This window comes from Epibacterium sp. ABZ3_068, from assembly GCF_056159265.1.
Genome location: NZ_JBSWUV010000001.1, coordinates 3,391,925 through 3,412,782 on the forward strand (window position 1 = coordinate 3,391,925; position 20,858 = coordinate 3,412,782).

Annotated in this window: 25 protein-coding genes; 6 read left to right on the plus strand and 19 right to left on the minus strand. The window is 59.8% G+C overall.

Going from position 1 to position 20,858, the window contains the following annotated elements; translation table 11 throughout:
• Nucleotides 1-192: 192 nt before the first annotated feature.
• The gene (locus ACXAEW_RS16230) at nt 193-1,479 is read right to left on the minus strand and encodes a DNA-packaging protein (protein ID WP_474943052.1); all 1,287 of its coding nucleotides are present in this window, start codon (nt 1,477-1,479) and stop codon (nt 193-195) included.
• Nucleotides 1,472-1,819, minus strand: a complete 348-nt coding sequence (locus ACXAEW_RS16235) for a recombinase (RefSeq protein WP_474942315.1) — start codon at nt 1,817-1,819, stop codon at nt 1,472-1,474. Before ACXAEW_RS16235 ends, ACXAEW_RS16230 begins: the two co-directional genes overlap by 8 nt.
• A 292-nt stretch (nt 1,820-2,111) precedes the next feature.
• On the opposite strand from ACXAEW_RS16235, the gene ACXAEW_RS16240 reads away from it, so the two are divergent.
• The 6 genes from ACXAEW_RS16240 to ACXAEW_RS16265 are packed head-to-tail and all read left to right on the plus strand — an operon-like array spanning nt 2,112 to nt 7,298.
• A complete protein-coding gene (locus tag ACXAEW_RS16240) occupies nt 2,112-2,981 on the plus strand; it encodes a PhnD/SsuA/transferrin family substrate-binding protein (RefSeq protein WP_474942316.1) in 870 nt (289 codons plus the stop codon).
• Entirely contained in the window at nt 2,974-3,798 is an 825-nt protein-coding gene (locus ACXAEW_RS16245) for a phosphonate ABC transporter ATP-binding protein (protein ID WP_474942317.1), read from the plus strand. The genes ACXAEW_RS16240 and ACXAEW_RS16245 overlap by 8 nt, the downstream gene beginning before the upstream one ends.
• Nucleotides 3,791-4,603, plus strand: a complete 813-nt coding sequence (phnE, locus tag ACXAEW_RS16250) for a phosphonate ABC transporter, permease protein PhnE (protein WP_474942318.1) — start codon at nt 3,791-3,793, stop codon at nt 4,601-4,603. Before ACXAEW_RS16245 ends, phnE (ACXAEW_RS16250) begins: the two co-directional genes overlap by 8 nt.
• Nucleotides 4,600-5,244, plus strand: coding sequence for a class I SAM-dependent methyltransferase (locus tag ACXAEW_RS16255; RefSeq protein WP_474942319.1), 645 nt, complete (start codon nt 4,600-4,602; stop codon nt 5,242-5,244). Before phnE (ACXAEW_RS16250) ends, ACXAEW_RS16255 begins: the two co-directional genes overlap by 4 nt.
• A gap of 2 nt (nt 5,245-5,246) precedes the next feature.
• Complete coding sequence (locus tag ACXAEW_RS16260; protein ID WP_474942320.1) at nt 5,247-6,452, plus strand: alpha-D-ribose 1-methylphosphonate 5-triphosphate diphosphatase; 1,206 nt, start codon at nt 5,247-5,249, stop codon at nt 6,450-6,452.
• A 30-nt stretch (nt 6,453-6,482) separates the two neighbouring features.
• Nucleotides 6,483-7,298: a sugar phosphate isomerase/epimerase family protein gene (locus ACXAEW_RS16265; RefSeq protein ID WP_474942321.1), complete on the plus strand. Its 816-nt coding sequence runs from the start codon at nt 6,483-6,485 to the stop codon at nt 7,296-7,298.
• Nucleotides 7,299-7,310: 12 nt separating this feature from the next.
• On the opposite strand, the gene ACXAEW_RS16270 is transcribed toward ACXAEW_RS16265, so the two are convergent.
• The 17 genes from ACXAEW_RS16270 to rpiB all read right to left on the minus strand — a co-directional run bounded on the left by ACXAEW_RS16270 (nt 7,311) and on the right by rpiB (nt 20,454).
• Entirely contained in the window at nt 7,311-7,937 is a 627-nt protein-coding gene (locus tag ACXAEW_RS16270; protein ID WP_474942322.1) for a DapH/DapD/GlmU-related protein, read from the minus strand.
• Between the two features lie 24 nt (nt 7,938-7,961).
• On the minus strand, nt 7,962-8,495 hold the full coding sequence (locus ACXAEW_RS16275) for an AAA family ATPase (protein ID WP_474942323.1): 534 nt from the start codon (nt 8,493-8,495) through the stop codon (nt 7,962-7,964).
• Entirely contained in the window at nt 8,492-9,361 is an 870-nt protein-coding gene (gene phnE, locus ACXAEW_RS16280) for a phosphonate ABC transporter, permease protein PhnE (RefSeq protein ID WP_474942324.1), read from the minus strand. The genes ACXAEW_RS16275 and phnE (ACXAEW_RS16280) overlap by 4 nt, the downstream gene beginning before the upstream one ends.
• Nucleotides 9,358-10,305: a phosphonate ABC transporter, permease protein PhnE gene (gene phnE, locus ACXAEW_RS16285; RefSeq protein ID WP_474942325.1), complete on the minus strand. Its 948-nt coding sequence runs from the start codon at nt 10,303-10,305 to the stop codon at nt 9,358-9,360. The genes phnE (ACXAEW_RS16280) and phnE (ACXAEW_RS16285) overlap by 4 nt, the downstream gene beginning before the upstream one ends.
• An 85-nt stretch (nt 10,306-10,390) precedes the next feature.
• Nucleotides 10,391-11,311, minus strand: coding sequence for a phosphonate ABC transporter substrate-binding protein (gene phnD / locus ACXAEW_RS16290; RefSeq protein WP_474942326.1), 921 nt, complete (start codon nt 11,309-11,311; stop codon nt 10,391-10,393).
• 33 nt (nt 11,312-11,344) lie between these two features.
• Complete coding sequence (gene phnC / locus ACXAEW_RS16295; RefSeq protein ID WP_474942327.1) at nt 11,345-12,151, minus strand: phosphonate ABC transporter ATP-binding protein; 807 nt, start codon at nt 12,149-12,151, stop codon at nt 11,345-11,347.
• A gap of 127 nt (nt 12,152-12,278) precedes the next feature.
• The gene (locus tag ACXAEW_RS16300) at nt 12,279-13,460 is read right to left on the minus strand and encodes an alpha-D-ribose 1-methylphosphonate 5-triphosphate diphosphatase (RefSeq protein WP_474942328.1); all 1,182 of its coding nucleotides are present in this window, start codon (nt 13,458-13,460) and stop codon (nt 12,279-12,281) included.
• Nucleotides 13,447-14,166: a phosphonate C-P lyase system protein PhnL gene (locus ACXAEW_RS16305; RefSeq protein ID WP_474942329.1), complete on the minus strand. Its 720-nt coding sequence runs from the start codon at nt 14,164-14,166 to the stop codon at nt 13,447-13,449. Before ACXAEW_RS16305 ends, ACXAEW_RS16300 begins: the two co-directional genes overlap by 14 nt.
• Nucleotides 14,163-14,960 carry an ATP-binding cassette domain-containing protein gene (locus ACXAEW_RS16310; protein WP_474942330.1) on the minus strand — a complete coding sequence of 266 codons (798 nt, stop codon included), beginning with the start codon at nt 14,958-14,960 and terminating at the stop codon, nt 14,163-14,165. Before ACXAEW_RS16310 ends, ACXAEW_RS16305 begins: the two co-directional genes overlap by 4 nt.
• Nucleotides 14,957-15,877, minus strand: a complete 921-nt coding sequence (locus tag ACXAEW_RS16315) for an alpha-D-ribose 1-methylphosphonate 5-phosphate C-P-lyase PhnJ (protein WP_474942331.1) — start codon at nt 15,875-15,877, stop codon at nt 14,957-14,959. Before ACXAEW_RS16315 ends, ACXAEW_RS16310 begins: the two co-directional genes overlap by 4 nt.
• On the minus strand, nt 15,874-16,920 hold the full coding sequence (locus ACXAEW_RS16320; RefSeq protein WP_474942332.1) for a carbon-phosphorus lyase complex subunit PhnI: 1,047 nt from the start codon (nt 16,918-16,920) through the stop codon (nt 15,874-15,876). The genes ACXAEW_RS16315 and ACXAEW_RS16320 overlap by 4 nt, the downstream gene beginning before the upstream one ends.
• Complete coding sequence (gene phnH, locus ACXAEW_RS16325; protein WP_474942333.1) at nt 16,920-17,456, minus strand: phosphonate C-P lyase system protein PhnH; 537 nt, start codon at nt 17,454-17,456, stop codon at nt 16,920-16,922. Before phnH ends, ACXAEW_RS16320 begins: the two co-directional genes overlap by 1 nt.
• Complete coding sequence (locus ACXAEW_RS16330; RefSeq protein ID WP_474942334.1) at nt 17,456-17,890, minus strand: phosphonate C-P lyase system protein PhnG; 435 nt, start codon at nt 17,888-17,890, stop codon at nt 17,456-17,458. The genes phnH and ACXAEW_RS16330 overlap by 1 nt, the downstream gene beginning before the upstream one ends.
• Before the next feature lie 3 nt (nt 17,891-17,893).
• The gene (phnF, locus tag ACXAEW_RS16335) at nt 17,894-18,607 is read right to left on the minus strand and encodes a phosphonate metabolism transcriptional regulator PhnF (RefSeq protein ID WP_474942335.1); all 714 of its coding nucleotides are present in this window, start codon (nt 18,605-18,607) and stop codon (nt 17,894-17,896) included.
• A gap of 101 nt (nt 18,608-18,708) precedes the next feature.
• Nucleotides 18,709-19,338, minus strand: coding sequence for a LysE family translocator (locus ACXAEW_RS16340; protein WP_474942336.1), 630 nt, complete (start codon nt 19,336-19,338; stop codon nt 18,709-18,711).
• A gap of 125 nt (nt 19,339-19,463) precedes the next feature.
• A complete protein-coding gene (locus tag ACXAEW_RS16345) occupies nt 19,464-19,868 on the minus strand; it encodes a carboxymuconolactone decarboxylase family protein (protein WP_474942337.1) in 405 nt (134 codons plus the stop codon).
• Between the two features lie 145 nt (nt 19,869-20,013).
• On the minus strand, nt 20,014-20,454 hold the full coding sequence (gene rpiB, locus ACXAEW_RS16350; protein WP_474942338.1) for a ribose 5-phosphate isomerase B: 441 nt from the start codon (nt 20,452-20,454) through the stop codon (nt 20,014-20,016).
• Between the last annotated feature and the right edge of the window lie 404 nt (nt 20,455-20,858).

Below are 20,858 nucleotides of genomic sequence, written 5' to 3' on the forward strand. Positions count from 1 at the left end.
TTTAGGGCGGGTGACGGGGTGGTGTTGAAGCGTGGGAAACAGATTGCCCGAGCGGTCCTAACAAGGTGATGCCGGGGCGTGCGCCGTGGGCGCAACACTTGGTTAACCATCTTACCTAAGCCACTGTTTAAAAAAGAAACGACCCCAAATCAGGGGCCGTTTCCGGTGTTGCATTTGGCCATTTGGGCGTGATCAGAGCACCCGCGCGCGCGGCATGGCGATGGATTGTGCCGGGTCAATCATCAGCTCTGTCAGCGCCCAGACCAGCGCATCCAGCCGATCCGGAGATCCCTGCCCCTGATAGCCCTGCGGAGTCATCTGGCACATCTGGTCTTCCAGTGCGGATAGGCCCGGCAGATGGCGCACCTTGCCCTGCTCATAAAGCGCCGCCACCGGTTCGGCACGGGCAGATTTTCCCTTGCGTGCGTGACGGGGTTTAAAGGGCACAAGGTCATCGACCTGGCGCAGCACCGTTTCCACCAGCGCACCGCCCTGGTTGACCTCGGCGATGATGCGGTCTGCGTTATGCGTCTCATAGGCGCAAACGGCTGCGGTGGCCCATTCCAACGGGCTGGCTCCGGTGACGGTGTGGTCGGCCAGAACATAGCCACGCCAATCCTTGGGCGGGCCTTCGGTGACGGCGCCCACCACAAGAATGCCACAGGCGTCAGACCTGTCGTGATGGGATACCGCGGGGTCCACCGCGACAACCACCCGGCTGAGGGGCGGCGGACATTTCACCTGCGCCGCGATCAGCTGGGCCGACCGCCACAGAGCACCGTCAGCTTCGCCCAGCAACGCCCCCTCCAGTTCCTGCTGACCAAGGCGCGTGCCGCCATAGCGGGCCTCGACCTCAGCCAGAAAGGACGGCGCGAGGTTGGCCGCATTGGCAGAGGTGGGCGCGCGGGTGGTCACAGTCGAGGGGCTTTGCAGAAGCTGGCGCAGGATCTCCACATTGCGCGGCGTGGTGGTCACACAGACCTGCGGCTTCTCCCCAAGGCGCAGGGCAAATTGCAACATGTCCCAGGTGGCATCCCCACGTTTCCACTTGGCCAGTTCGTCCGCCCAGGCGGCGTCAAACTGCGGTCCGCGCAGGGCCTCGGGGTCATGGGCGGAAAATGCCTGAGCCTCGGCGCCGTTAGGCCAGACCAGACGCCGTTCGGAGGCTTTCCAGACCGGGCGGCGGTCGGGGGGCGAACAGGCCAGAATGCCGCTGTCGCCCCGGATCATCACATCGCGCACCTGATCATAGGTTTCCCCAACCAACGCCACCCGCGCTGCGCGCCCCGGTGCAAGCGCTGTGGCCCCTTCAACCTGGACCCGAACCCATTCAGCACCGGCGCGGGTTTTACCGGCTCCACGCCCGCCCAGGATCACCCAGGCACGCCAGTCCCCATCCGGGGGAAACTGATGGTGCATCGCCCAGAAAGAGAACTCATAAGGCAGCGCGGCAAGGGTTGGGTCAGACAGATCATTCAGGAAACGCGCTGCCCGGTGAAGTGGCCCGCAGGCGAGCCAGTCGGCTGTCGATCTCGGCCCGAACCGCTTCGAAATCATAGGCGGGAGATTGGCTGCTGGCGTCACTGATGAGGGTGCTTTGGTCGACAAGGGTTTTCTCCACCTTTTGGCAATCGCGGATCAGAGTTTCGAGCTTGTTGATCTGAGGTTTGACCCCGGCCGTTTCGGGGTTCATCCCGTCCTCGGCACGAAGCTGTTCGCGCAGGGTTTCGGCCTCGTTTCGCAAACTCAAAATGGAGTCGTGAAGCGAGCGCAGGAGGTCAGCTGTTTTACCAATCAGCGTTTCAGGAGGATGTTTCATGAGAGATTCAGGGTCCAATTCTGGCGCATCTAAACGCCTGGATGACCCGTCCATCATACCCCAAAAGAGTATGGCCGCTGCTGGATCAGCCTATCCCAGAACGATGCAAAAGTCAATATTTTCAGTAGGATGGGAAGCATTCACAGTGAATAATGTGTAAAGCCCGCGACCGCAATCTGCGCAACGCCCCACAGGCAATTCACAAAACCTTAAAGGCCCGTTTACGCAAGCGTCACGAAGGACTGAAATTCATTCGCATGAATTTCACCCTGACTTCATCTGGAGAAAACCGATGACCCTGAAATCTGTAGTGCTGGGCCTTGGCCTGGCGGCAGCGTCCGCTTTTGGTGCGGCGGCTGAGACCTGGAAGCTGGCCGTAACTGACGTGGAAGGTATGGAGCGTCTGCAACTGGAATGGGGCCCGTTCAAGGACGCGCTGGAGACAGCCACCGGCGACACCTTCGAGTTCTTTGCCGTGAACTCCCGCACAGCAGCAGCCGAAGCGCTTCGCGCTGAAACCGTGGATTTCGTGGTGTCCGGCCCAGCGGAATATGTGGTGATCAACAAGCTGACCAACGCCACACCGCTGATCGGTCTGGGACGTCCGGATTATCACTGTGCAATCATCGTCCGGGCAGACAGCGGCATCAACCTGCCTGCGGATCTGAAAGGCAAGAAAGTTGCCTTTGGCGACATTGGGTCCACCTCCAACATGCTATGTCCGATGCAGGCGCTGGCCGATCACGGTGTTGATCCGGTGAATGATCTGGACAAGACACACACCAGCCGCAACATCGCCTTTGAAGCATTGAAAGCCAAGGACATCGACGCCATTGGAATGAATGCCGGAACATGGGTCGGCCTGCGCTCGAAAGAGACCGAACTGCCCTATGGCGCGTTCAAGATCATCGCGCGTTCAGGCGACCTGCCCAATGACATGATTATGGTTGGCGCACATGTTCCAGCCGCGGCGCAGGAGCTGGTGAAAACCGCAATTCTGGACAACAAGGACGCCGTGATCGCCGGCATCACCGCCCATGAGGAGAACGATAAATACATCGGTATGGATCTCGTCGCGATCGAGGACAGCGCCTATGATTATGTGCGCTCCATGTACACCACCGCTGGCTATCCGCAGTTCGATGATTTCATCGGTGACTGATCTGGTCCAAGACCGTCCGGCAGCCTCTGTGCTGCCGGATGGGAAGTTCCCTCCCATCTCCCCAAAGGGCACGCTTGCACTGCACGATGTGACCGTGCGCGGTCTCGGCAAGCAGTTTGGAGAGACGCCGATCTTTGCAGATGTAAACTTCCGCTTGCTGCGCGGGGAATCTGTTGCGCTGGTTGGTGCAAATGGCACGGGTAAATCCACCTTGCTACGCTGTCTGTTGGGGCTGATCCCGGCCAGCACCGGAACGGTAGACGTTCTGGGTCGCCGGATCACCGGAGCGCGGCCTTCGGATCTGCGCGCGTTGCGGTGTCGCACCGGACTGGTGGCCCAGAAACACAATCTGGTGCCGCGATTGTCGGTTTTGTCCAATGTCATTCACGGCCTTCTTGGGGCCCACAGTGGCCCACGGTACTGGTCACAGAGCTTTGCCCCCACCCAAGCCCGGCGCGCCGCATTGACGGCGCTGGATCAAGTGGGACTGGCCCATCTGGCAGATCGGCGCGCCGATCGACTTTCGGGCGGGCAATCCCAGCGCGTGGCCATTGCGCGCGCCCTGGTGGCGGGGCCGCAGGTGCTGATTGCAGATGAACCCTGTGCCTCACTTGATCCCGCAGCGGGCGAAGAGGTGATGGCGCTGTTTTTCAAACTGGTACGCAACCAGGGCGTGACGGTGATCTTTACCTCGCATCACCTTGACCACGCGCTGGATTATGGGGATCGCGTGATCGGTCTGGCAGGGGGAAGACTGGCGCTGGATGCCACGGCTGCCTCGCTCACTTCCTCGGATCTGAGAGGCCTTTATGACTGACCGGTCCCACACCCTGCCCGCGCGGTTCGAACGTCCCTCTGCGATCGCTTTTCTGGGCTATGCGCTGGCCGTAGCCCTTCTGGTCTGGTCCTTTCACGGCGCAGGCTTCTCCATCGAAAAGGTCCTGACGTCTCCGCCGCGCTTTGCCGATTTCATGTCGCGCGCCTTCCCGCCCAATCTGGAGCCCAAGGTGCTGGAACGCCTGGGCTGGAAGATGGTGGAAACCCTGCAGATCGCATTTGCCGGAGCGGTTCTTGGGGTGATCCTGTCCCTGCCCGTGGCCCTTCTGGCGGCGCGCGGATTGATTGCCGGACCGTGGGTTAACGGGATCGTGCGCAATATCCTCGGCTTTATTCGGGCGGTTCCGGATATCGCCTGGGCGCTGGTCTTTGTGGTGGCTGTCGGGCTTGGCCCCTTTGCGGGCACTTTGGCGATTATGATCGACACCATCGGCTTCTGCGGACGTTTCTTTGCAGACGATATGGAAGCGACGGACAAAGGTCCATCAGAAGCTCTGACCGCCACCGGCGCGCGGCGTCTGGACATAGCCGCCTGCGCCACCCTGCCCGCTTCTGCCCCGGCCTTTGTCTCAACCGCGCTTTATGCGTTGGAGAAGGCGGTGCGGTCATCGACCATCCTAGGCCTTGTGGGCGCGGGTGGCATCGGGATCGAACTGAAGGTGGGCTTTGACCTGTTTGATTATCCCACCGCGATGACCGTGATCCTGATGATCGCCGTTGTTGTCATCGCAATCGAGGCGCTCAGCACTTTGGCGCGCAAAACCATTATCGGAGAGCAGCGATGAAAACGGATACTGCCGATCAGCATTGGAATGCCCATTGGTCCAGCGATGCTGTGGACACAAAATGGCTCACTCCCGAAGAAGACGTGATGGCCTGGGCCGCAACCCTGCCAGCGGGCGCGCGCATTCTTGATCTGGGAGCCGGTGTTGGGCGTCATGCCCTGTGGCTGGCCCATCAGGGGTTTGAGGTGATTGCCGTAGACGCCGCCCCAGGTGGTCTGGCAGAGATCCAGAAGGCCGGGGGCGTCAAAGCCATAGAAGCGCGAATGCATAAGCTGCCGTTTGAGGATCACAGCTTTGATCATGTGCTCAGCTGGAATGTAATCTACCACGCGGATGAACAGATCCTCCTGCGCACCCTGAATGAGATTCGCCGTGTGATGAAACCAGGCGGAACCTTCCTGGGCACGATGCTGTCAAAACGCCGCCTGCCCTTTGAACAGGCAAACGCAGTGGGCCGCGAGATCAGCCGAAACACCTGGGTGTTTGAAACCGAGAGTTCTGACAAGAAACATCCACATTACTATTGTACGGCTGCGGAACTTCTGGCGTTGTTTTCAGGATTCGAGGTCCAATGGCTGGAAGACCGGGAACATGAGACACCCGGTTCCTATCACTGGCACCTGCGGATGGAGCGCGTTTGAGCATGATCACTTTTGAAGGCGCAACGGTATATTTGCCGGACCAGATGGCTGAAACAACAGTCACCGTCGCAGACGGCAAGATTGTTGACATCGGTGGTGCGCCGCGCGGTGAGGTGATTGATGCCCGTGGCCACATTCTGGCTCCGGCGCTGATTGACGTACATGGAGACGCGTTTGAGCGGCAGATGATGCCGCGTCCGGGTGTGTTCTTCCCGCTGGAAACAGCCGTTCTGGACACCGACCGGCAGTTGGCCACCAATGGGATTGCCACCGCATACCATGCCATCACCCTCAGCTGGGAACCGGGGCTGCGCGATGTTGCGCGTGGGCGTGAGTTGATGGAGGCGATGCTGGCGCTGACCCCACGGCTGACGGTGGAAAACCGCGTGCAGCTTAGATGGGAAACCTTTGCATTCGAGGCGCTGGAGACCATCGAATGGGCGCTGGGCACCGATCTAAACCCATCCATTGCCTTTAATGACCATACCTCGATGACCATGCGGGCCTATGATGTGGCGATCCAGGACCGGGCGTTTGAGCTGGGGCCGGATTTCACCATCGCCGCGCTGGATGACGACCGGATGAAAGCGCGCACCGCAAAAAAGGCACAGCGGGCGGGCATTTCGGACGAAGACTATCGCGCCCTGTTGGGCAAGGTCTGGGAGCGCCGCAGCGAGGTGCCCAAGGTGATCGGCCAGGTGGCCGAGATGGGCCGCAAAGCCGGTTCAGCGATGCTGAGCCATGATGATACACGCGCCGAAACCCGCGCGTTCTTTCGCGAGCTGGGCTCTGACGTCTCTGAATTTCCCATGGTTCTGGAAGCTGCTGAAGCGGCGCGCAACGCGGGCGATTTGATCATCTTTGGCGCGCCCAATGCCACCCGCGGCGGCAGCCATATTGGATCCCTTGGAGCCGGTGACATGGTCGAAGCCGGCCTGTGTGACGTGCTGGCGTCCGACTATTTCTACCCTGCAATGCTGGCGGCGGTGGCGCGGTTGGATCAGGAAAAACGGGCCGACCGTCTGGCGCTCTGGTCGCTTGTCTCATCCGGTCCGGCCCGTGCCATGGGGCTGACAGATCGGGGAGAGATCGCGCTGGGCAAACGCGGCGATCTTGTATTGGTCGACTGGCCTGCGGGCCATGCCCCCGCCATCACCGGAACCTGGGTGGCGGGGCGCTGCGCCTATCGCGGTATTGCCCGTGGCTGAGTTGAGAAAAATCACACAAAGGACAGATCCATGAGCCCGCTGAAAATCGGAGCCTGCCTCAAAACCTGCGAAATCACCCAGCACCGAGATTGGTTGTTTGACGCCGGTCGGGACATTGAACTGCAGGATTTCATGTCCCACACCGCGCTTACCGAAGAACGCCATGACCGGATAGAGGCCGCCAAGCTGGCGCTGCGCGGTCATGAAGGTCGGATTGGCATTCACGGCCCGTTTGAAGGGCTTGATCTGGACAACAAGGACGCGGAGCTGCGACCCTTGATCACCAAACGGTTTCTGCTCGCACTGGAGGCCGCGGCGGCCATCGGCGCACGCCAGATGGTTCTGCATTCCCCCTATCGCAAATGGTATCAGAATAACATTCTGGCGCAGCCGGATTATGCCGAAGACAAACTGGGCCGCATTCATCAGGTACTGGGCCCCGTGGTCAAACAGGCAGTGGTCGAGGGCATCATGCTGGTGATTGAAAACATCGAAGACGTCGACCCCGCCACGCGGCGGATGATGGTGGACAGCTTTGCCTCCCCTGCGATTGCCCTGTCGATTGACACGGGCCACGCGCATCTGGCACGCCGCATGTCTGGTGCACCGCCCGTGGATTATTTTGTCCGCGATGCAGGCGCACAGCTGGCCCATGTTCACATTCAAGATCTGGATGGGCACGCCGACCGCCACTGGGCGCCGGGTGAAGGAGAGATCCACTGGACCGAGGTGTTCCGGGCGCTTGCAGATTGCCCCAGCGATCCGCATCTGGTGTTGGAACTGCGCCGCAAGGATGACATTCCCAAGGGGTTTGCCTATCTGAAATCCCTTGGGCTTGCCTGCTAAGGGATCATCCGCTCAGCGGTATTTTTCGATAAACGCATCAATGTCCAGCGCGCGGATGTCTGGCAGCGCGGCCTTGTATTGCTCCCGGCTCCAGTCCCAGACGGCGATCTCTTGCAGGGCATCCGCCTGCGCATCCGTGAAACGGCATTTGATCTCGCGCGCGGGCACGCCGCCCACCACGGTGTAGGGCGCGACGTCTTTGGTCACTACTGCCCCGGCCCCGATCACCGCCCCCGTGCCGATGGTGACGCCAGCGGTCACGGTGACCCCATGGCCGATCCAGACATCATGGCCGATGGTCACCCAGTTTTCCCGCCGCCAGTCAAAGAAGTCATGATCGTCTTCACCCAGACCATAAGCCTCGGCCCGATAGACCGAGTGATGCTGCACCGCGCGCCATGTGGGGTGGTTGCCGGGGTTGATACGGGTGGCATTGGCAATCGAGCAGAACTTGCCGATCGTGGTCCAGACCACATGGCAGTCTTGGGTGATATAAGAGTAATCCCCCATCTCAGAGGACTTCATCTGCGTGCCCTTCCCAACCTCGGTCCAGATGCCCAGTTTGCAGTCTGTGACACTGGCCTCGGGATGGATGGTGGGGGTCTCGCTCAGGTGGTTTTTGGATCCGGCGCCGCTCATGTCTGTCTGTCCTTTGCTTGGGATTTACGGGGAGATCTCCGCGACAAAACGGTTGATCTGTTTGAAGCTGGTCAGGTGGTGTTTGGCGATCTGCGCCTGTTCAAACAGTGCACGTTTCTTGCCTTGGCTGGGGCGATGAATGCGGATGATGAACCACAAAAAGCCCGGTAGATTGGCAAGCCGCTCGGGGCAGCCGTCCTGCATGTCGGGGCGGGTTTTTCCGTGGTCTGTCAGCGTCCTGCGTAAAACCCGCAAGAGACGCACCACCAAAGGGGCATCCACCCAGATCAACAGATCCGCCCGCGCCAGCCGTTTGGCATAGCTGGTAGAGTGCCCACCTTCGAACACCCATTTGGGCTGGGCAATGATGCGCTCAACAATGGGCATTTTTTCGGCCTTGTCGCGTTCCTGCCAGCCCGGCAGCCAGTGAACCTCGCGGTCCATGTGAAAGACCGGCAGATCCAGCGCCGCGCCCAGACGGCGGGCCAAGGTGCTCTTGCCTGAGCCCGGCCCGCCGATGATCATGATGCGTTGTGGTGTGGTATCGGTGTCTGTCATTTCGCTCCATCCCAGGTTCCTATGATCCGGGCGCGGATCAGACCTGAGAGGTAGTCGATGAGGTAGACCATCGCAATAATCAGGAAGATGATGGACCAGGCCTCATCCCATTTATAGGCGGCGATCCGGTCGGACAGCAGGAACCCGATGCCCCCTGCGCCAACGATGCCCAGGATGGTGCCTGACCGCACGTTGGATTCAAACTGGTAGAGCAGGATTGACAGCATGACCGGGTTCACCTGGGGCGCGATACCAAATCGGATTTCCTGCAGGCGCGAGCCACCCGAAGCCTTGACCCCTTCGACCGGTTTGCGAGAGGTGTTTTCAATCGCTTCCGAGAAGAGTTTGGCAAAGGTTCCCACCTCGGACACGGCAATCGCCAGGATGCCTGCAAGCGGGCCAAGGCCAAAGGCACGGATGAAGATCAACGCCAGGATCAGGGTTTCAAAGGCGCGGATCACGTCATAACCGCGGCGCACCCCTAGGCGGAAGACGTTTAACCGGTTGATATTGCGTGCCCCCAGAAAGGACAGCGGAAAGGCGATGGTTGCGCCCAGAAGCGTGCCCATAAAGGCGATGGACAGGGTTTCGCCCAGCCCTTTGAGGATCTCGGCAAACTCTTCCCATGTGGTCCAGACATAGGGCGGGAACATGAAGGACAAGACATCGCCCAACCGGCCCAGACCCATCCAGATCCGCACGGGGCTGAAGTTGAACGACCAGAGACAATAGACCATAAGCCCGGCAAAGATACCCCAGCCGATATAGCGGGTCAGGCGATGTTTCAGCGGTTGTGAAAATGCTCCGGGTAAACGGGTGCGGGCGGCGGCGATTTCTTCGGCTGTCAGGCTTGTGGGGGTGGTCATGATTTATCCTCCAGGCCGATGACATTGTGACGGATCTTTTCGGACAGAAAGTCGATCAGGATCACGGTCACAAGGATAATAAGGAACAGAGCCGACAGGTCGGTATATTCCTGAAAACTCATGGCGGTGCGAAACTCCTGCCCCAGACCACCAGCGCCGACGTAGCCGATGATCGAAGACGAGCGCACGTTGATTTCAAACCGCAGCAGAGTATAGCTGATGATGTTGGGCAGCACCTGCGGCACGGCCCCGTATCGGATCTGGTCAAACCAGCTGCCGCCTGCCGCCTTCACCCCTTCCAGGGGGCGCATGTCGATGTTTTCATTCACCTCGGAATAAAGCTTGCCCAAGGCGCCGCAGGAATGGAGCGCAATCGCCAGTACACCGGCCAAAGGACCAACCGAGAAGCAAAAGACAAAGATCAACGCCCAGACCAGATCCGGTACGGTGCGTGCAATCTCCAGATAGCGGCGGCTGATCCACAGAACCCAGCCATTGGGTGCTAAGTTACGCGCCGCTGGGAAGGACAGCAAGAACCCGCCAATGACGCCAAAAACAGTGGCCATAAAGGCGATCAGGATGGTTTCCAGCAGCAGTTTCAGCCAGATCTGCCAGCGCCAGAACCATTCGCCAAAATCGGCACCAAAGCTGTCCCAGCGCAGCGTGGGAAACGTCTGTGACAGGTAATCGCCCAAGCGCGGAATGCCGGCCGGGATGATCCAGCGCCAGTCTCGCGATCCGTCCGGCAGGGTTACTTGGGTGACTTTGAAGAAATCGCCCATCCAGGAGGCTGCGGCAAAGGCCAGCGCAAAGATCACTGTGCCCACCAACCACGACCGGCGCGCAGCGCGGCGTTTGGCAGCATAGTCGCGTTCAAACTGGCTGACGGGTGAGCTGCCGTCCAGCGCAGCCCCCGTCATGGAAGGGTCAGCCGTGAGTGTCATGTCGGGCCTCTCAGTCAAACCGGAACAGGATCAGCAAGGGAAAGGGCGCGACCCGCGCGCCCTTTCGGATTGGTTCGAGGGGAATTCAGGAACCCGCGCGACGCTGTTCCTTGATCCAGGCGCGCATGTCGACGATCCACTGGTAACGCTCTGCGTCAACACGCTGGAAGCCGACCTTTGGGTTTTCGTCTTCGGGGTCAAAAGAGGAATATAGCTTGAAGCCTTCCTCATCCTCGGCGGCGAATTTTTCCAGCGCAACGGTCACGTCTTCGATCATGCCTTCGGGCAGGTTCTTGCGGAAGGTCCAGGGACCGGTGGTGATTTCAGGGCTCTGCCAGATCTTGCAGATTTGGCCCGGCTCGATCATGCCTTTGGCTTCCATACGCTGATAGATGCCGTTGACTTCGTTGTTCTGATAAGTCGATGCGGTGTCAAAGGTGCCGTTGTACACACCCTGCACGTCTGCCTCGTGGCTGCCGCCAAAGGTTACGGTGCCAAAATGCTCTTCTGGCTTGAACCCTTCTTTGTTGACCATGTTCCAGTAAGGAACCGCATAGCCGGATGTGGAGTCAGGGTCGGCAAAGGCGTGAACCTTGCCCTTGGCGTCTTCCAGCGATTTGATGCCGCTGTCGCAACGGGTCACAACGATGGAGTAATAGCCGGTGGTGCCATCTTTTTTGACGTCGGTCAGGGTTGGGACCACACCGCCGTCCGTTGCCGTATACGCCGCCGCATAGGACGAGGAACCCAGACGCGCGATTTCGATCTGATCCGCTGCCAGAGCCTGGATCACACCGTCATAGTTACCAGCGGTGAAGATCTCGACTTGGATGCCCAGTTCCTTTTCCAGGAACTCTTCCAGCGGGGTGTAGCGCGCGATGCGGTCTTTTTCGTTCTCACCCGACAGAACGCCGAATTTCAGAACCTGATATTGGTCTTTCCAACCTTCGGCCAGAGCCGGGGTTGCAACGAGGGCCGCAAGAGCGGCAGTAGTGAGGAAACGCATGTGGAACTCTCCCTGTTTGCGTTTGGTTATGGGCTATTCAGCAGGAACGGCGCTGCGCACGGCGGTGGAGGTCACGGCGGCGTTGAAATCCCGCAGACCTTCGATGCCGTAAATGTCGCGCACCACATCATCGGTCAGCTGCGCGGCGGTGCCGTCAAAGAAGACGCGCCCCTGACGCATGGCGATAATGCGGTCGCAATAGGCGCGGGCCGTGTCCAGCGTGTGCAGGTTCACCAGAACGGTGATCCCGTCTTCGCGGTTGATGGTTTTTAGACCGTCCATCACCAATGTGGCATTGGCGGGATCGAGCGAGGCGATAGGTTCATCCGCAAGCATGATGCGCGGCTGTTGCACCAGCGCCTTGGCAATCGCGACGCGCTGTTGCTGACCTCCGGACAGGGTGCCTGCGCGCTGCAAAGCCTGCGGAACCAGATCCAACCGGTCCAGCGCACGGATCGCCATGGCACGTTCCTCATCGGTGAAATTCATGGTCATCGAGGACAGAAAACTGTGTTCGGCCAAACGTCCGATCAGGACGTTGGTCAGCACGTCCAGCCGGTCAACCAGATTGAACTGTTGAAAGATCATGGCGCAGTCACGCCGCCACTGGCGCAGCGCTTTGCCTTTGAGCGCGGTGACTTCGGTCTCTCCAAACGAAATCGACCCCGAAGTGGGGTCAATCAAACGGTTCAGCAACCTAAGCATGGTGGATTTACCAGCCCCCGAACGTCCGATGACCCCGACAAACTGGCCGGGCTCGATAGACAGGGAAACGTTGTCGACGGCGTAGGTCTCTCCGAATTGGCGCGAGACTTTGGTCAGGGTCAGTGCAGAGGACATCTGGCGGGCTCCTGGCTGATTCATCCGAATGTTTCACCAAGAGGTAAGCGCCCGGCGTGACAGCTTGCGGACAGCTGCGTGACGATCCCGCATTGATTTTGTAACGGGTTTGAGACAGCGGACGGGGTCAGGCGAAGGCTGTTGCCAGTTTCTCGACAGGTTTCAACTGGCCTGTTGTGTGGACCAGACTTCCCCCCTTCAAGGTTGCGGCGACCCGGTGAACGGGCGTGCGTTCAACAAGGGCCAAATCTGCGCGCAGTCCGACCGCAATTTCTCCGCGGTCGATCAGCCCCAGCGCGCGGGCCGGGTTTGCTGTGATCAAGGCCAAGGCACCGGGAAGCCCTTTGGGGTCCACCTCAGCCAGCGCCATGACAGCGGCGAGCATGGCGGCCGGGTGATAATCGGCGGCAAGGATATGCAACAGACCTTTGGCATGGGCTTCGCGCGCGGACAGATTGCCGGAATAGCTTTGACCGCGCATCGCATTGGGGGCGCCCATCGCGTTCAGTAGGCCGCGCTGTGCCGCCACTTCGGCGGCTTCAAAAGTGACGGGGAATTCGCTGATAACTGCGCCTATATCGGCCATCAGATGGGCCTTGGCCGCGGTATCATCGTCATGGCTGGCCAAAGCCACTCCGTTATTGCGACACAGGTCCGAAACCGCCCGCAGATTGGACAGAATGACCTCTTGCGGGCGGGTTCCCTGGGCGATACGCGTGGCCACCTGCTGGCGGGCATCAACCTCTGACATGCTCTGGTTCTTGGCGTAATTGCGGATATAGCGTTCCACATCCCGGTATTGCCCCTGCCCTGGCGTGTGATCCATGACCGAAACAAGATCCACAAGCTGGTCGCTGATCAGATCTGCAAGTACACCCACCGCATTGTCAAAGGTGATATCAAACCGCGCGTGGATCCTGTGATCTATGCTGCAACTGCCACGCATCGCATACAGGCGGCGGATTGTCTGGCTGGTGTGTTCAAAAGAGCGGTGTTGCCCGGCCTTTGCACTGCGCGAGAAGCTGACGGCGGCATAGGCCGTGGTGACACCGGCTGCGGCCAGACGCGCATCCAGATGAGGCAGTGCAACCTCCATCGGGAAATCGACGCCGGGGCGCGGTTCCAGTTCGATTTCGATCATGTCACCATGCATGTCGATAAAACCGGGCATCAGATAGGCACCGCCGCAGGACAGGCCACCGTCGACGGGCTGTTCTCGTATCTCGGCAATGATCCCATGCTCGATGGCCAGCGCGCCGTTTTCAACCACCCGGTCGGGCAGCACGAGAGAGACATCAGACAACCACATCTTGGCGTTCCTTCCGGGTTGGGGTTTCAGGCGTCAGGTCGATCACCCTATCAATCAAATGGGCCACATCATCGGGGTGGTGAAAGACCCCGATCATCGCGGTTCCATTCGCTTTCAGCTCGGCCAGTCGGGCCACCAATGCCCCGCGCGCTCCGACGTCCAGCGATGCGGTGGGTTCATCCAGCAAGAGCAGCTTCTGCGGCAGGATCAAAGCGCGGGCCAGGTTGACCTTTTGCTGTTCGCCGCCGGAAAATGTGGTGGGATAGGCGCGCCACAGGCTTTCCTTGACCCCAAAGGCGGCCAGCCAATGGCGGGCTTCGTCCAATGCGTCGTGCGAATTACGACCAGCCAATCGCAAGGGTTCGGCCACCAACGCCTCGGCCGAGACACGCGGGCGCGCTGTCAGGAACTGGGTGACAAAGCCAATTTCGGTGCGCCGCAAGAGCGCCAGATCCACATCCGCCGCGCGCAGCAGGTCGATCGGCCCGTGATCCGAATGAAACAGCGCCTGCCCCGATTGCGCCAGATAGGTGCGATATAGCGTGCGCAGCAAAGTGGATTTTCCCGCGCCGTTCTGCCCTTTGAGCAGCAAAAACTCACCGGCACGCAGGTCAAAGGACACATCCGAAAACGCCGCAAACTGGCTGTTCAGGTGATGCATGGTGAAGCCTTTGGACAGGCTTTGGACCTCAAGAACGACACTCATAGCTTTGCGTGCACCAATTGTTGCGTATAGGGGTGTTGCGGATCCTGGAAAATCTGGTCCACCAGCCCGGCTTCCACCACCTTCCCCCGGCGCATCACCATAACGCGGTCGGCCAATGTGCGGATGACGCCCAGATCATGGGAAACCAGAACCATGGTGATCTGCCGCTCTTGTTGCAGACGTTTGAGCGTGTCCAGCACCAAGGCCTGGACGCTGACGTCCAATCCGGTGGTCGGCTCATCCAGCAGCAGCAGCGCAGGCTCCAGCGCGATCGCCTTGGCCAGTTGAACCCGTTGCTGCATCCCACCCGAAAGCTCGCGCGGCGGTGCATCCAGCCGGTCCAGAGGGAATTCAGATGCGGCCAGCGCGTCCGAGGCCTTGGCCCGCAGAGTGGCAAAGCTGCGCTCGCCTGCGACCAGCAGACGTTCGGCCACATTGCCGGAACTGGAATGGCTCATCAGCAGCCCCAGATGCGGGTTCTGATAGACGATCCCAATCCGTTTGGCACAAAGCATCCGGCGTTCAAACCGGTCCAGATCAAACAGATTGCCGGTGACCTCGGGCAGATCCAGCGTATAGGTTCCGCTGTCCGGGATCTCCTCCAGGTTCATCATCCGCAATAGCGTGGATTTGCCGGACCCGCTCTCGCCGACAATGCCCAGGACCTCTCCGGGGTAGACCATGGCCGAGACGTCCTGAACGGCGGTCACCGGACCATAGGTTTTGTTGACGCCCCGGATCTGCAACAGAGGCTGCGCCGTCACCAGCTGCGGCGCGTTTTGAGCCAGCGTCATGGGGTGTCCTCCATCTGGCCATTCTGATACCAGGTCTCGCCCCTGGCATCCGGTTCACCCTGTGCGGTGCGGATGTGTTTGACGCCAAGTTCACTGTCCGAGATTTCATGCAGCGCGCTGCCATCGGGTTGCGGGATTTCGTTCATGAAAAACCCCTCTGCCCCAGAGCGGTAACAGGTCAGCTGCCCGTGCTCTTCGACTTTATAGGGCACATCGTCAAAGACCAGCGGTTCGACGCGGGTAAAAGGCGGCACCGCAAAGATGCGTTTTTCGCGCCCGGCTGACAGGATGGTCAGATGTTTGGCCATATGAAGTTTCGGCACGTCCCAGCGCGGGATTGGTGACGGTGTCATCACGTGGCGCCCATTGACCATCGACGGGTAGCTGGCGCCCTGCATGACCCGACCTGACCGCACGATCTGTTCATAAAGTTGCAGCCACATCCGACCGTAATCCGCATCTGCATGCATCTGTCGGGCGATGGACATATTGGGCTCAACCGGTCGCAGGGGTTCCGGATTGGGGACCTGCAAGACCAGGATCTGATCGGCGCGCAGTTTTTCCTCGGGGATGCGGTGGCGGGACTGGATCAGATCGGCCTCCAGCGTATCCAGCGTGGTGGGCGCGCCGGACACACGGGCCAGAAACCGCCGGATCGAGGCGGCATTGACGCTGTCATCGGCCCCTTGATCGATGACCTTGACCCGCGTTTTTGGGTTGATCAGCGTCAGCGACACCTGCAAGCCGCCCGTGCCCCAGCCCCGCGCCATGGGCACCTCACGACTGGCATAGGGCATCTGGCATCCGGGCACCGCCACCGCCTTCAGCATCTTGCGGCGCAACTCGCGTTTGGCCGATGGATCCAGAAAGCCAAAGCTCATCGGCTGCCAGGGTTTGGTGAGTGAGGACAGGCTCATGTGGCTGGCTCCTCTTGCTTGGAATTGGAATCGCGCATCGCATCAAGCGACGACTGGAAGGTGACGTAGTGGGGCAGTTTGAAGTGGATACAAAAGCCTGAGCTTTCGACCCCTTCTGTATGATAGAGGTAGAACTCCTCCTCGGTCGCTGATCCTTTGGCCGCGCCAGCACTGTTCAGGTCCAATGTGGCGGCGGCGATGCATTTCACTTCGTTCCACCCCAGTGTCGCAGCAAAGCCAAGTGTAAGCTTGTCACCGGATTTCGACACCACCTCGGCCTGTGACACCTTTACCCGGCCTGCCGAAAATACGGTGCCTTTCGGGTGTTTGACCATCACTTCAGCCTCGGCCAGGCGCAGTTCGTTGACGGTGGGATGGGCCTTGCCAAAGCCGCGCATCGCTGCATAGCCCAGAGCCAGCGTGCCGCCAGTTTCGGACCGTGCGAGGCTTTGCAGGGAATGGGCGCGTTTGGCGGGGAACAGCAGCGGTTCGCGGGTAATGTCGGGAATGTCATCGGGTGCGGTTGGGTCAACCTTTGGCAGGTCCACCAGACCATTGGCCGCTTGCCAATGCGCAACCGAGGGCTGTTTGGCCGGGGCCGGTGTTTCTGCTGGCTCCACGGGCTGTGGCAAGAAGGGCGTGCCAGTCAGAACGTCGCTGGCCAGCAAACGGTGCGCATAATCAAGCGTCGGCCCGAGCAGCTGGCCGCCCGGAATATCCTTGAACGCGGCAGAGATCCGACGGTGGGTGAACAGCCTGTCCTGCGAGACCGGTTCCGCGACCTGCAGACGTGGCTGGGTGGTGCGCCAGGCCCGCAGTAACAGCACCGCCTCATACAGTTCTCCACCGGTCTGGGCGAGTGCAAGTGCTGCGATGTCTTCATCGTAAAGCGAGGCTTCGCCCATCACCCGGTCCACCAGATAGGGCATAGCGCGGCGAATTTCAGCCACGCGGGCGGCGTCGATCTCGCCCATTTCAGCGCGAAACAACCGTTCGGCCTGTTCGATGGCGCGTTCCCCGCCACGGGTTGCGACATAAGCCATCAGAGCACCTCTATCTTGGTTGATCGTGGCAGACCCATAACGTCGCACCCGTCCAAAAGGAACAGATCGAACCCCATCGGATAGCGGATCAGGTCATGACGCATTTGCCAGAACCCATTGGGAAGGCCGCCGATTTCAACGGTCATTGAGGTTTCAATACCGGGACCCGACAGGCGCAAGGCCTGCCCTTCGGTGAAAGTGGCGTCAACCACTACAGTGGCCCCTTGGTCGGGATAAAGGTCGCTGCCCATATTCACGAGGTTGAACACGGCCAGATCCACAGGCGTTCCCAGAAACAGGTGGTCAGCGTCCTGAGGCTCTGTCAGATGCGCGCCGGTTGCGCGGATTTGGTCCCGAACCTCACCATCGACCGCATAGACCCGACATTCCCGATCCAGAAGCGCTGCGATTACAGGTGGTGTTCCCGCTTCAGGCAAGCGGTGGATCTGCCCCGGTCGGCTGAGCGCGCCGAGAAGTGCAGCAAAACTCGTGTTGGCCAGTGTATCTTCGGCGGATGGCTGTGGTACGGATTGCATCAAAAGGTCTCCATATCCACGCGGGTGGCTTCGATCCGGCAGAGCGTTGCGTGATCTTCGGCCTGTTGTTGGGCCTGCTGATCCGCCAGAAACCCGTGACACCGCGCAACAGCGATACCGGCGTCCAGCGCCAGATCGACCAGCGCCATCGCCATTGCAGCCTCCAGATCGCGGCCCCGGCGCATGCCGTAACCCTGAAAATCACCCAGGCGCACATGCGCCTCGCTCACCAGAACTTCGCCCAGATGAAAGGCCGTGCCCTGCGCCGTGTCACGCATGGGCAGCATCACCAAGCCGGTACGGCTCTTCAGCACGTCTACATCACCAAGGAGCGGCAAAAGGGTTTCGGCAAAAGGGTTCAGCGTGGTGGCTTGGCTGCGGGCCAGGACACCAAGCATTTCGGAGTGATCCAACGTTGGCGTCCTGTGATCCATCGCTTAATCCTCCAGCCCGATTGTGAATTTGACCCGCACCGCGGACCAGATCACCTGTTTGAAACTGATCGGCGTACCGTCCAGCAGCGTGTCCACCGCGCGCACCACCATGACCGGAGATTGCGGGTGCTGTTTCAAAAGCTTGGCTTCTTCGGAACGGGCCATGCGGCTGTGCAGCGTGGTTTCGCCGCGCAGGTAGTCGTCAATCCCGTAGGTCTTGTAGGTTTCGGTCACCGAGCCCAGAACATCACTGCGGGCCGTGAAATCGGGAAACCGTTCCGCGTCGTGATAGGCCGTACCAAAATTGATCGGCAGCCCGTTCCCCAGGCTCATCCGGCGATTTTCGATGACCGGCGCGCCTTCGACCAGGTTCAGCGCTTCGGCCACACGGCGGCGCGCTGGGACGATATTGGCTTCCAGCAGCTCGCGTTTGACTTCAACACCCTGCCCCATGAGGTTGCGGCGAAGGCGCGTGCGTTTGCCAATTGCATATTCCAAGAGCGGGCCAGATTCCACAAAGGTTCCGCGCCCCTGCTCCACGCTCAACGTGCCTTCGCGTGCCAGCTGCGCAACCGCTCTGCGCACCGAATGCCGCCCGGCCCCATATTTTGCCACCAGCTCCGGTTCCGTCGGCAGCCGGTCACCGGGTTGCAATTCTCCGATCGAGATGTCATGTGCAATTTCATCCCGCACAAGACGCCATTTTTCTTTCTGCATAGTCCACCATTCATTCGAATGAATTCAAACTATGGCTGAGCCGTAACAGTCAGGTGACAGGCGTTTGAAGGTTTTGCCAAAGTCCAGCCGCGGCAGGACTGTCAGGGATTTTGCAGCCGCGCCGTCAGGATTTTGAGACCCGCCAGACCAAATCCCACGGCAAATGCCCCTTCAAACCAGCGCCGCAGTTTCAGATAGGCTCGCATGACCGCAGGGGCTGAAAAGAGCAGCGCATAGCCGTGAAAGACCAGCGCGCTTTGGATGCCGACGGCGCCAATGACACCCCAGAGATCTGCCATCGTGGTTCCCACGGGCACTCCAAGGGAATAAAGCGCGCCAAAAAACAGGATCGCCTTGGGGTTTGTGAGATGAAGCAGGAGCCCTTTGACAAAAAGCGTGGCCGAACCGCCTTGCACGGGTTCGGCCGCCAGTTTATCGGGGCGAAGGGCCGCGCGTGCCGCTTTATAGGCAAGAAACAACAGATAGCTGACCCCAAAATACCGCATCAGTTCAAACATCCAGGCATGGGCCAGCATCACCGCCCCAAGCCCCAAAGCCGCAGCACAGGACCACATAAGCGAACCGGTTGTCACACCTGCCGCAAGTGCAAGCCCGGCGCGCCGCCCTGTGCCCATGGACGTTCCGGCAATGGCCAACGTAGCAGGACCGGGACTGGCCACCGCCAAAAGTGCGGCAACCAGGATCAGGGGAATGTTGATATCAGAAACCATGGGACGACCTGTTTTGACCTACCCCAGCTTTGGCAAAAGCTGCATGCGCGTCAACGCAACCAGAGTGTTCGGATACAATTCTTTGCCCGAGATCTCTGCCCTTGGCGTCCACGCGCGACACGGGCCTATTGCGCGCCTTCCGTGACGTTCAGGCCAAAGACCTCCTTGGCTGCAAACAGACCGTTGAGCGCTGCCGGAAACCCGGCATAGACGGCCATCTGCATCAAGACTTCGGTGATCTCTTCCTGGGTAAGGCCTACATTCAGCCCGGCTTCGATATGGATCTTCAACTGGGGCGCGGCGGTTCCCATCGCACAGAGCGCGGCGATTGTGGCGATCTGGCGGTCCCGATGGTTCAACCCCGGACGGCAGTAGATGTCGCCAAAAGGGAACTCGAATAGATATGTGGCAAAATCCGGTGCAATATCGGCAAGCGCGTCAATGACACGCTGCCCCGCTGCACCATCAATTTCCGCGAGAGCCTTCTGACCACGTTCCAACCGGGTTTGAGGCTGCGTTTCCAAAGTCATATTGCGTCCTTTCCAGGGAGGTTTGGGAGATAACGCAAGAACCCCTAGGGGGGTGGAGCAGCTTCAGGTCAAGTGGAAAACCGCAAAAACCCGCGCCAAAGGACGCGGGTTTCAAGTGCCTAAAAGGCGGAAGGAAGATCCGTGGTTAGCCTTCGATCATATCCACGCGAGTGGCATGGCGGCCGCCTTCGAACTCGGCCCCCAGGAAGGCATCGACGATTTCCATCGCCAGGCTCTCGCCAACCACGCGCGCGCCGATTGACAGGATCTGGGCGTTGTTGTGTTCGCGGATCATGCGCGCGGAAAACGGATCAGAGCACACGCCGCAACGGATCCCCGGAACCTTGTTGGCGGCCATCATGATGCCCTGGCCGGTGCCACACAGGATAATGCCCAGATCAGCCTCACCGGCGGCAACATGTTCAGCTGCAGCCTTGCCATGGATCGGGTAATGGGTGCTTTCCGGGGTTTGCGGGCCGATGTCGGTGACCGAGTGACCAAGGCTTTCGGCGTGTTTGGCAATGGCTTGCCGCAGCTCAATCGCGGCGTGGTCGCTGGAGAGGACAATGCGTTTTGGGGTGCTCATGGGCGGGGTTCCATCTGGCTGTCAGGACTTTCGCGTGTCGATACCCAGTCAAGCGGCGAAGGTCCAGTGGTTCGCATCCGGCGTCACGTCCCCTTTGGCAATGGACGTGTTTTAAATGTCGCTTTACCGTTGGACGCGACCTTTGAGAGATCATAATTTGCTGACAATGCTCGATGTACCGCCCTAAGAGCTGGATGAGGCCGAAAAAACCTTTGTTGCCAATATCAGGGAATACGGTTGGGCCGCGACCCATGGGACCGAAGAGGCTGATTTGGAGGGGTTTTCCTATACAACCGGACCTCAGCAAGCCTTTGGCGAAGTAAATTCCTGATCCACCAAACTCACCCCAAGAAAAGCAAAAACCCCGCACCGATAGGGCGCGGGGTTTGTTTTTGGGGCGTGGC

What these genes read in the sequence shown, in the direction of transcription:
- ACXAEW_RS16235 (WP_474942315.1), bottom strand. Translation starts at nt 1,819, where the DNA reads ATGAAACATCCTCCTGAAACGCTGATTGGTAAAACAGCTGACCTCCTG.
- ACXAEW_RS16240 (WP_474942316.1), top strand. Translation starts at nt 2,112, where the DNA reads ATGACCCTGAAATCTGTAGTGCTGGGCCTTGGCCTGGCGGCAGCGTCC.
- phnE (WP_474942318.1), top strand. Translation starts at nt 3,791, where the DNA reads ATGACTGACCGGTCCCACACCCTGCCCGCGCGGTTCGAACGTCCCTCT.
- ACXAEW_RS16255 (WP_474942319.1), top strand. Translation starts at nt 4,600, where the DNA reads ATGAAAACGGATACTGCCGATCAGCATTGGAATGCCCATTGGTCCAGC.
- ACXAEW_RS16260 (WP_474942320.1), top strand. Translation starts at nt 5,247, where the DNA reads ATGATCACTTTTGAAGGCGCAACGGTATATTTGCCGGACCAGATGGCT.
- ACXAEW_RS16265 (WP_474942321.1), top strand. Translation starts at nt 6,483, where the DNA reads ATGAGCCCGCTGAAAATCGGAGCCTGCCTCAAAACCTGCGAAATCACC.
- ACXAEW_RS16270 (WP_474942322.1), bottom strand. Translation starts at nt 7,937, where the DNA reads ATGAGCGGCGCCGGATCCAAAAACCACCTGAGCGAGACCCCCACCATC.
- ACXAEW_RS16275 (WP_474942323.1), bottom strand. Translation starts at nt 8,495, where the DNA reads ATGACAGACACCGATACCACACCACAACGCATCATGATCATCGGCGGG.
- phnE (WP_474942324.1), bottom strand. Translation starts at nt 9,361, where the DNA reads ATGACCACCCCCACAAGCCTGACAGCCGAAGAAATCGCCGCCGCCCGC.
- phnE (WP_474942325.1), bottom strand. Translation starts at nt 10,305, where the DNA reads ATGACACTCACGGCTGACCCTTCCATGACGGGGGCTGCGCTGGACGGC.
- phnD (WP_474942326.1), bottom strand. Translation starts at nt 11,311, where the DNA reads ATGCGTTTCCTCACTACTGCCGCTCTTGCGGCCCTCGTTGCAACCCCG.
- phnC (WP_474942327.1), bottom strand. Translation starts at nt 12,151, where the DNA reads ATGTCCTCTGCACTGACCCTGACCAAAGTCTCGCGCCAATTCGGAGAG.
- ACXAEW_RS16300 (WP_474942328.1), bottom strand. Translation starts at nt 13,460, where the DNA reads ATGTGGTTGTCTGATGTCTCTCTCGTGCTGCCCGACCGGGTGGTTGAA.
- ACXAEW_RS16305 (WP_474942329.1), bottom strand. Translation starts at nt 14,166, where the DNA reads ATGAGTGTCGTTCTTGAGGTCCAAAGCCTGTCCAAAGGCTTCACCATG.
- ACXAEW_RS16310 (WP_474942330.1), bottom strand. Translation starts at nt 14,960, where the DNA reads ATGACGCTGGCTCAAAACGCGCCGCAGCTGGTGACGGCGCAGCCTCTG.
- ACXAEW_RS16315 (WP_474942331.1), bottom strand. Translation starts at nt 15,877, where the DNA reads ATGAGCCTGTCCTCACTCACCAAACCCTGGCAGCCGATGAGCTTTGGC.
- ACXAEW_RS16320 (WP_474942332.1), bottom strand. Translation starts at nt 16,920, where the DNA reads ATGGCTTATGTCGCAACCCGTGGCGGGGAACGCGCCATCGAACAGGCC.
- phnH (WP_474942333.1), bottom strand. Translation starts at nt 17,456, where the DNA reads ATGCAATCCGTACCACAGCCATCCGCCGAAGATACACTGGCCAACACG.
- ACXAEW_RS16330 (WP_474942334.1), bottom strand. Translation starts at nt 17,890, where the DNA reads ATGGATCACAGGACGCCAACGTTGGATCACTCCGAAATGCTTGGTGTC.
- phnF (WP_474942335.1), bottom strand. Translation starts at nt 18,607, where the DNA reads ATGCAGAAAGAAAAATGGCGTCTTGTGCGGGATGAAATTGCACATGAC.
- ACXAEW_RS16340 (WP_474942336.1), bottom strand. Translation starts at nt 19,338, where the DNA reads ATGGTTTCTGATATCAACATTCCCCTGATCCTGGTTGCCGCACTTTTG.
- ACXAEW_RS16345 (WP_474942337.1), bottom strand. Translation starts at nt 19,868, where the DNA reads ATGACTTTGGAAACGCAGCCTCAAACCCGGTTGGAACGTGGTCAGAAG.
- rpiB (WP_474942338.1), bottom strand. Translation starts at nt 20,454, where the DNA reads ATGAGCACCCCAAAACGCATTGTCCTCTCCAGCGACCACGCCGCGATT.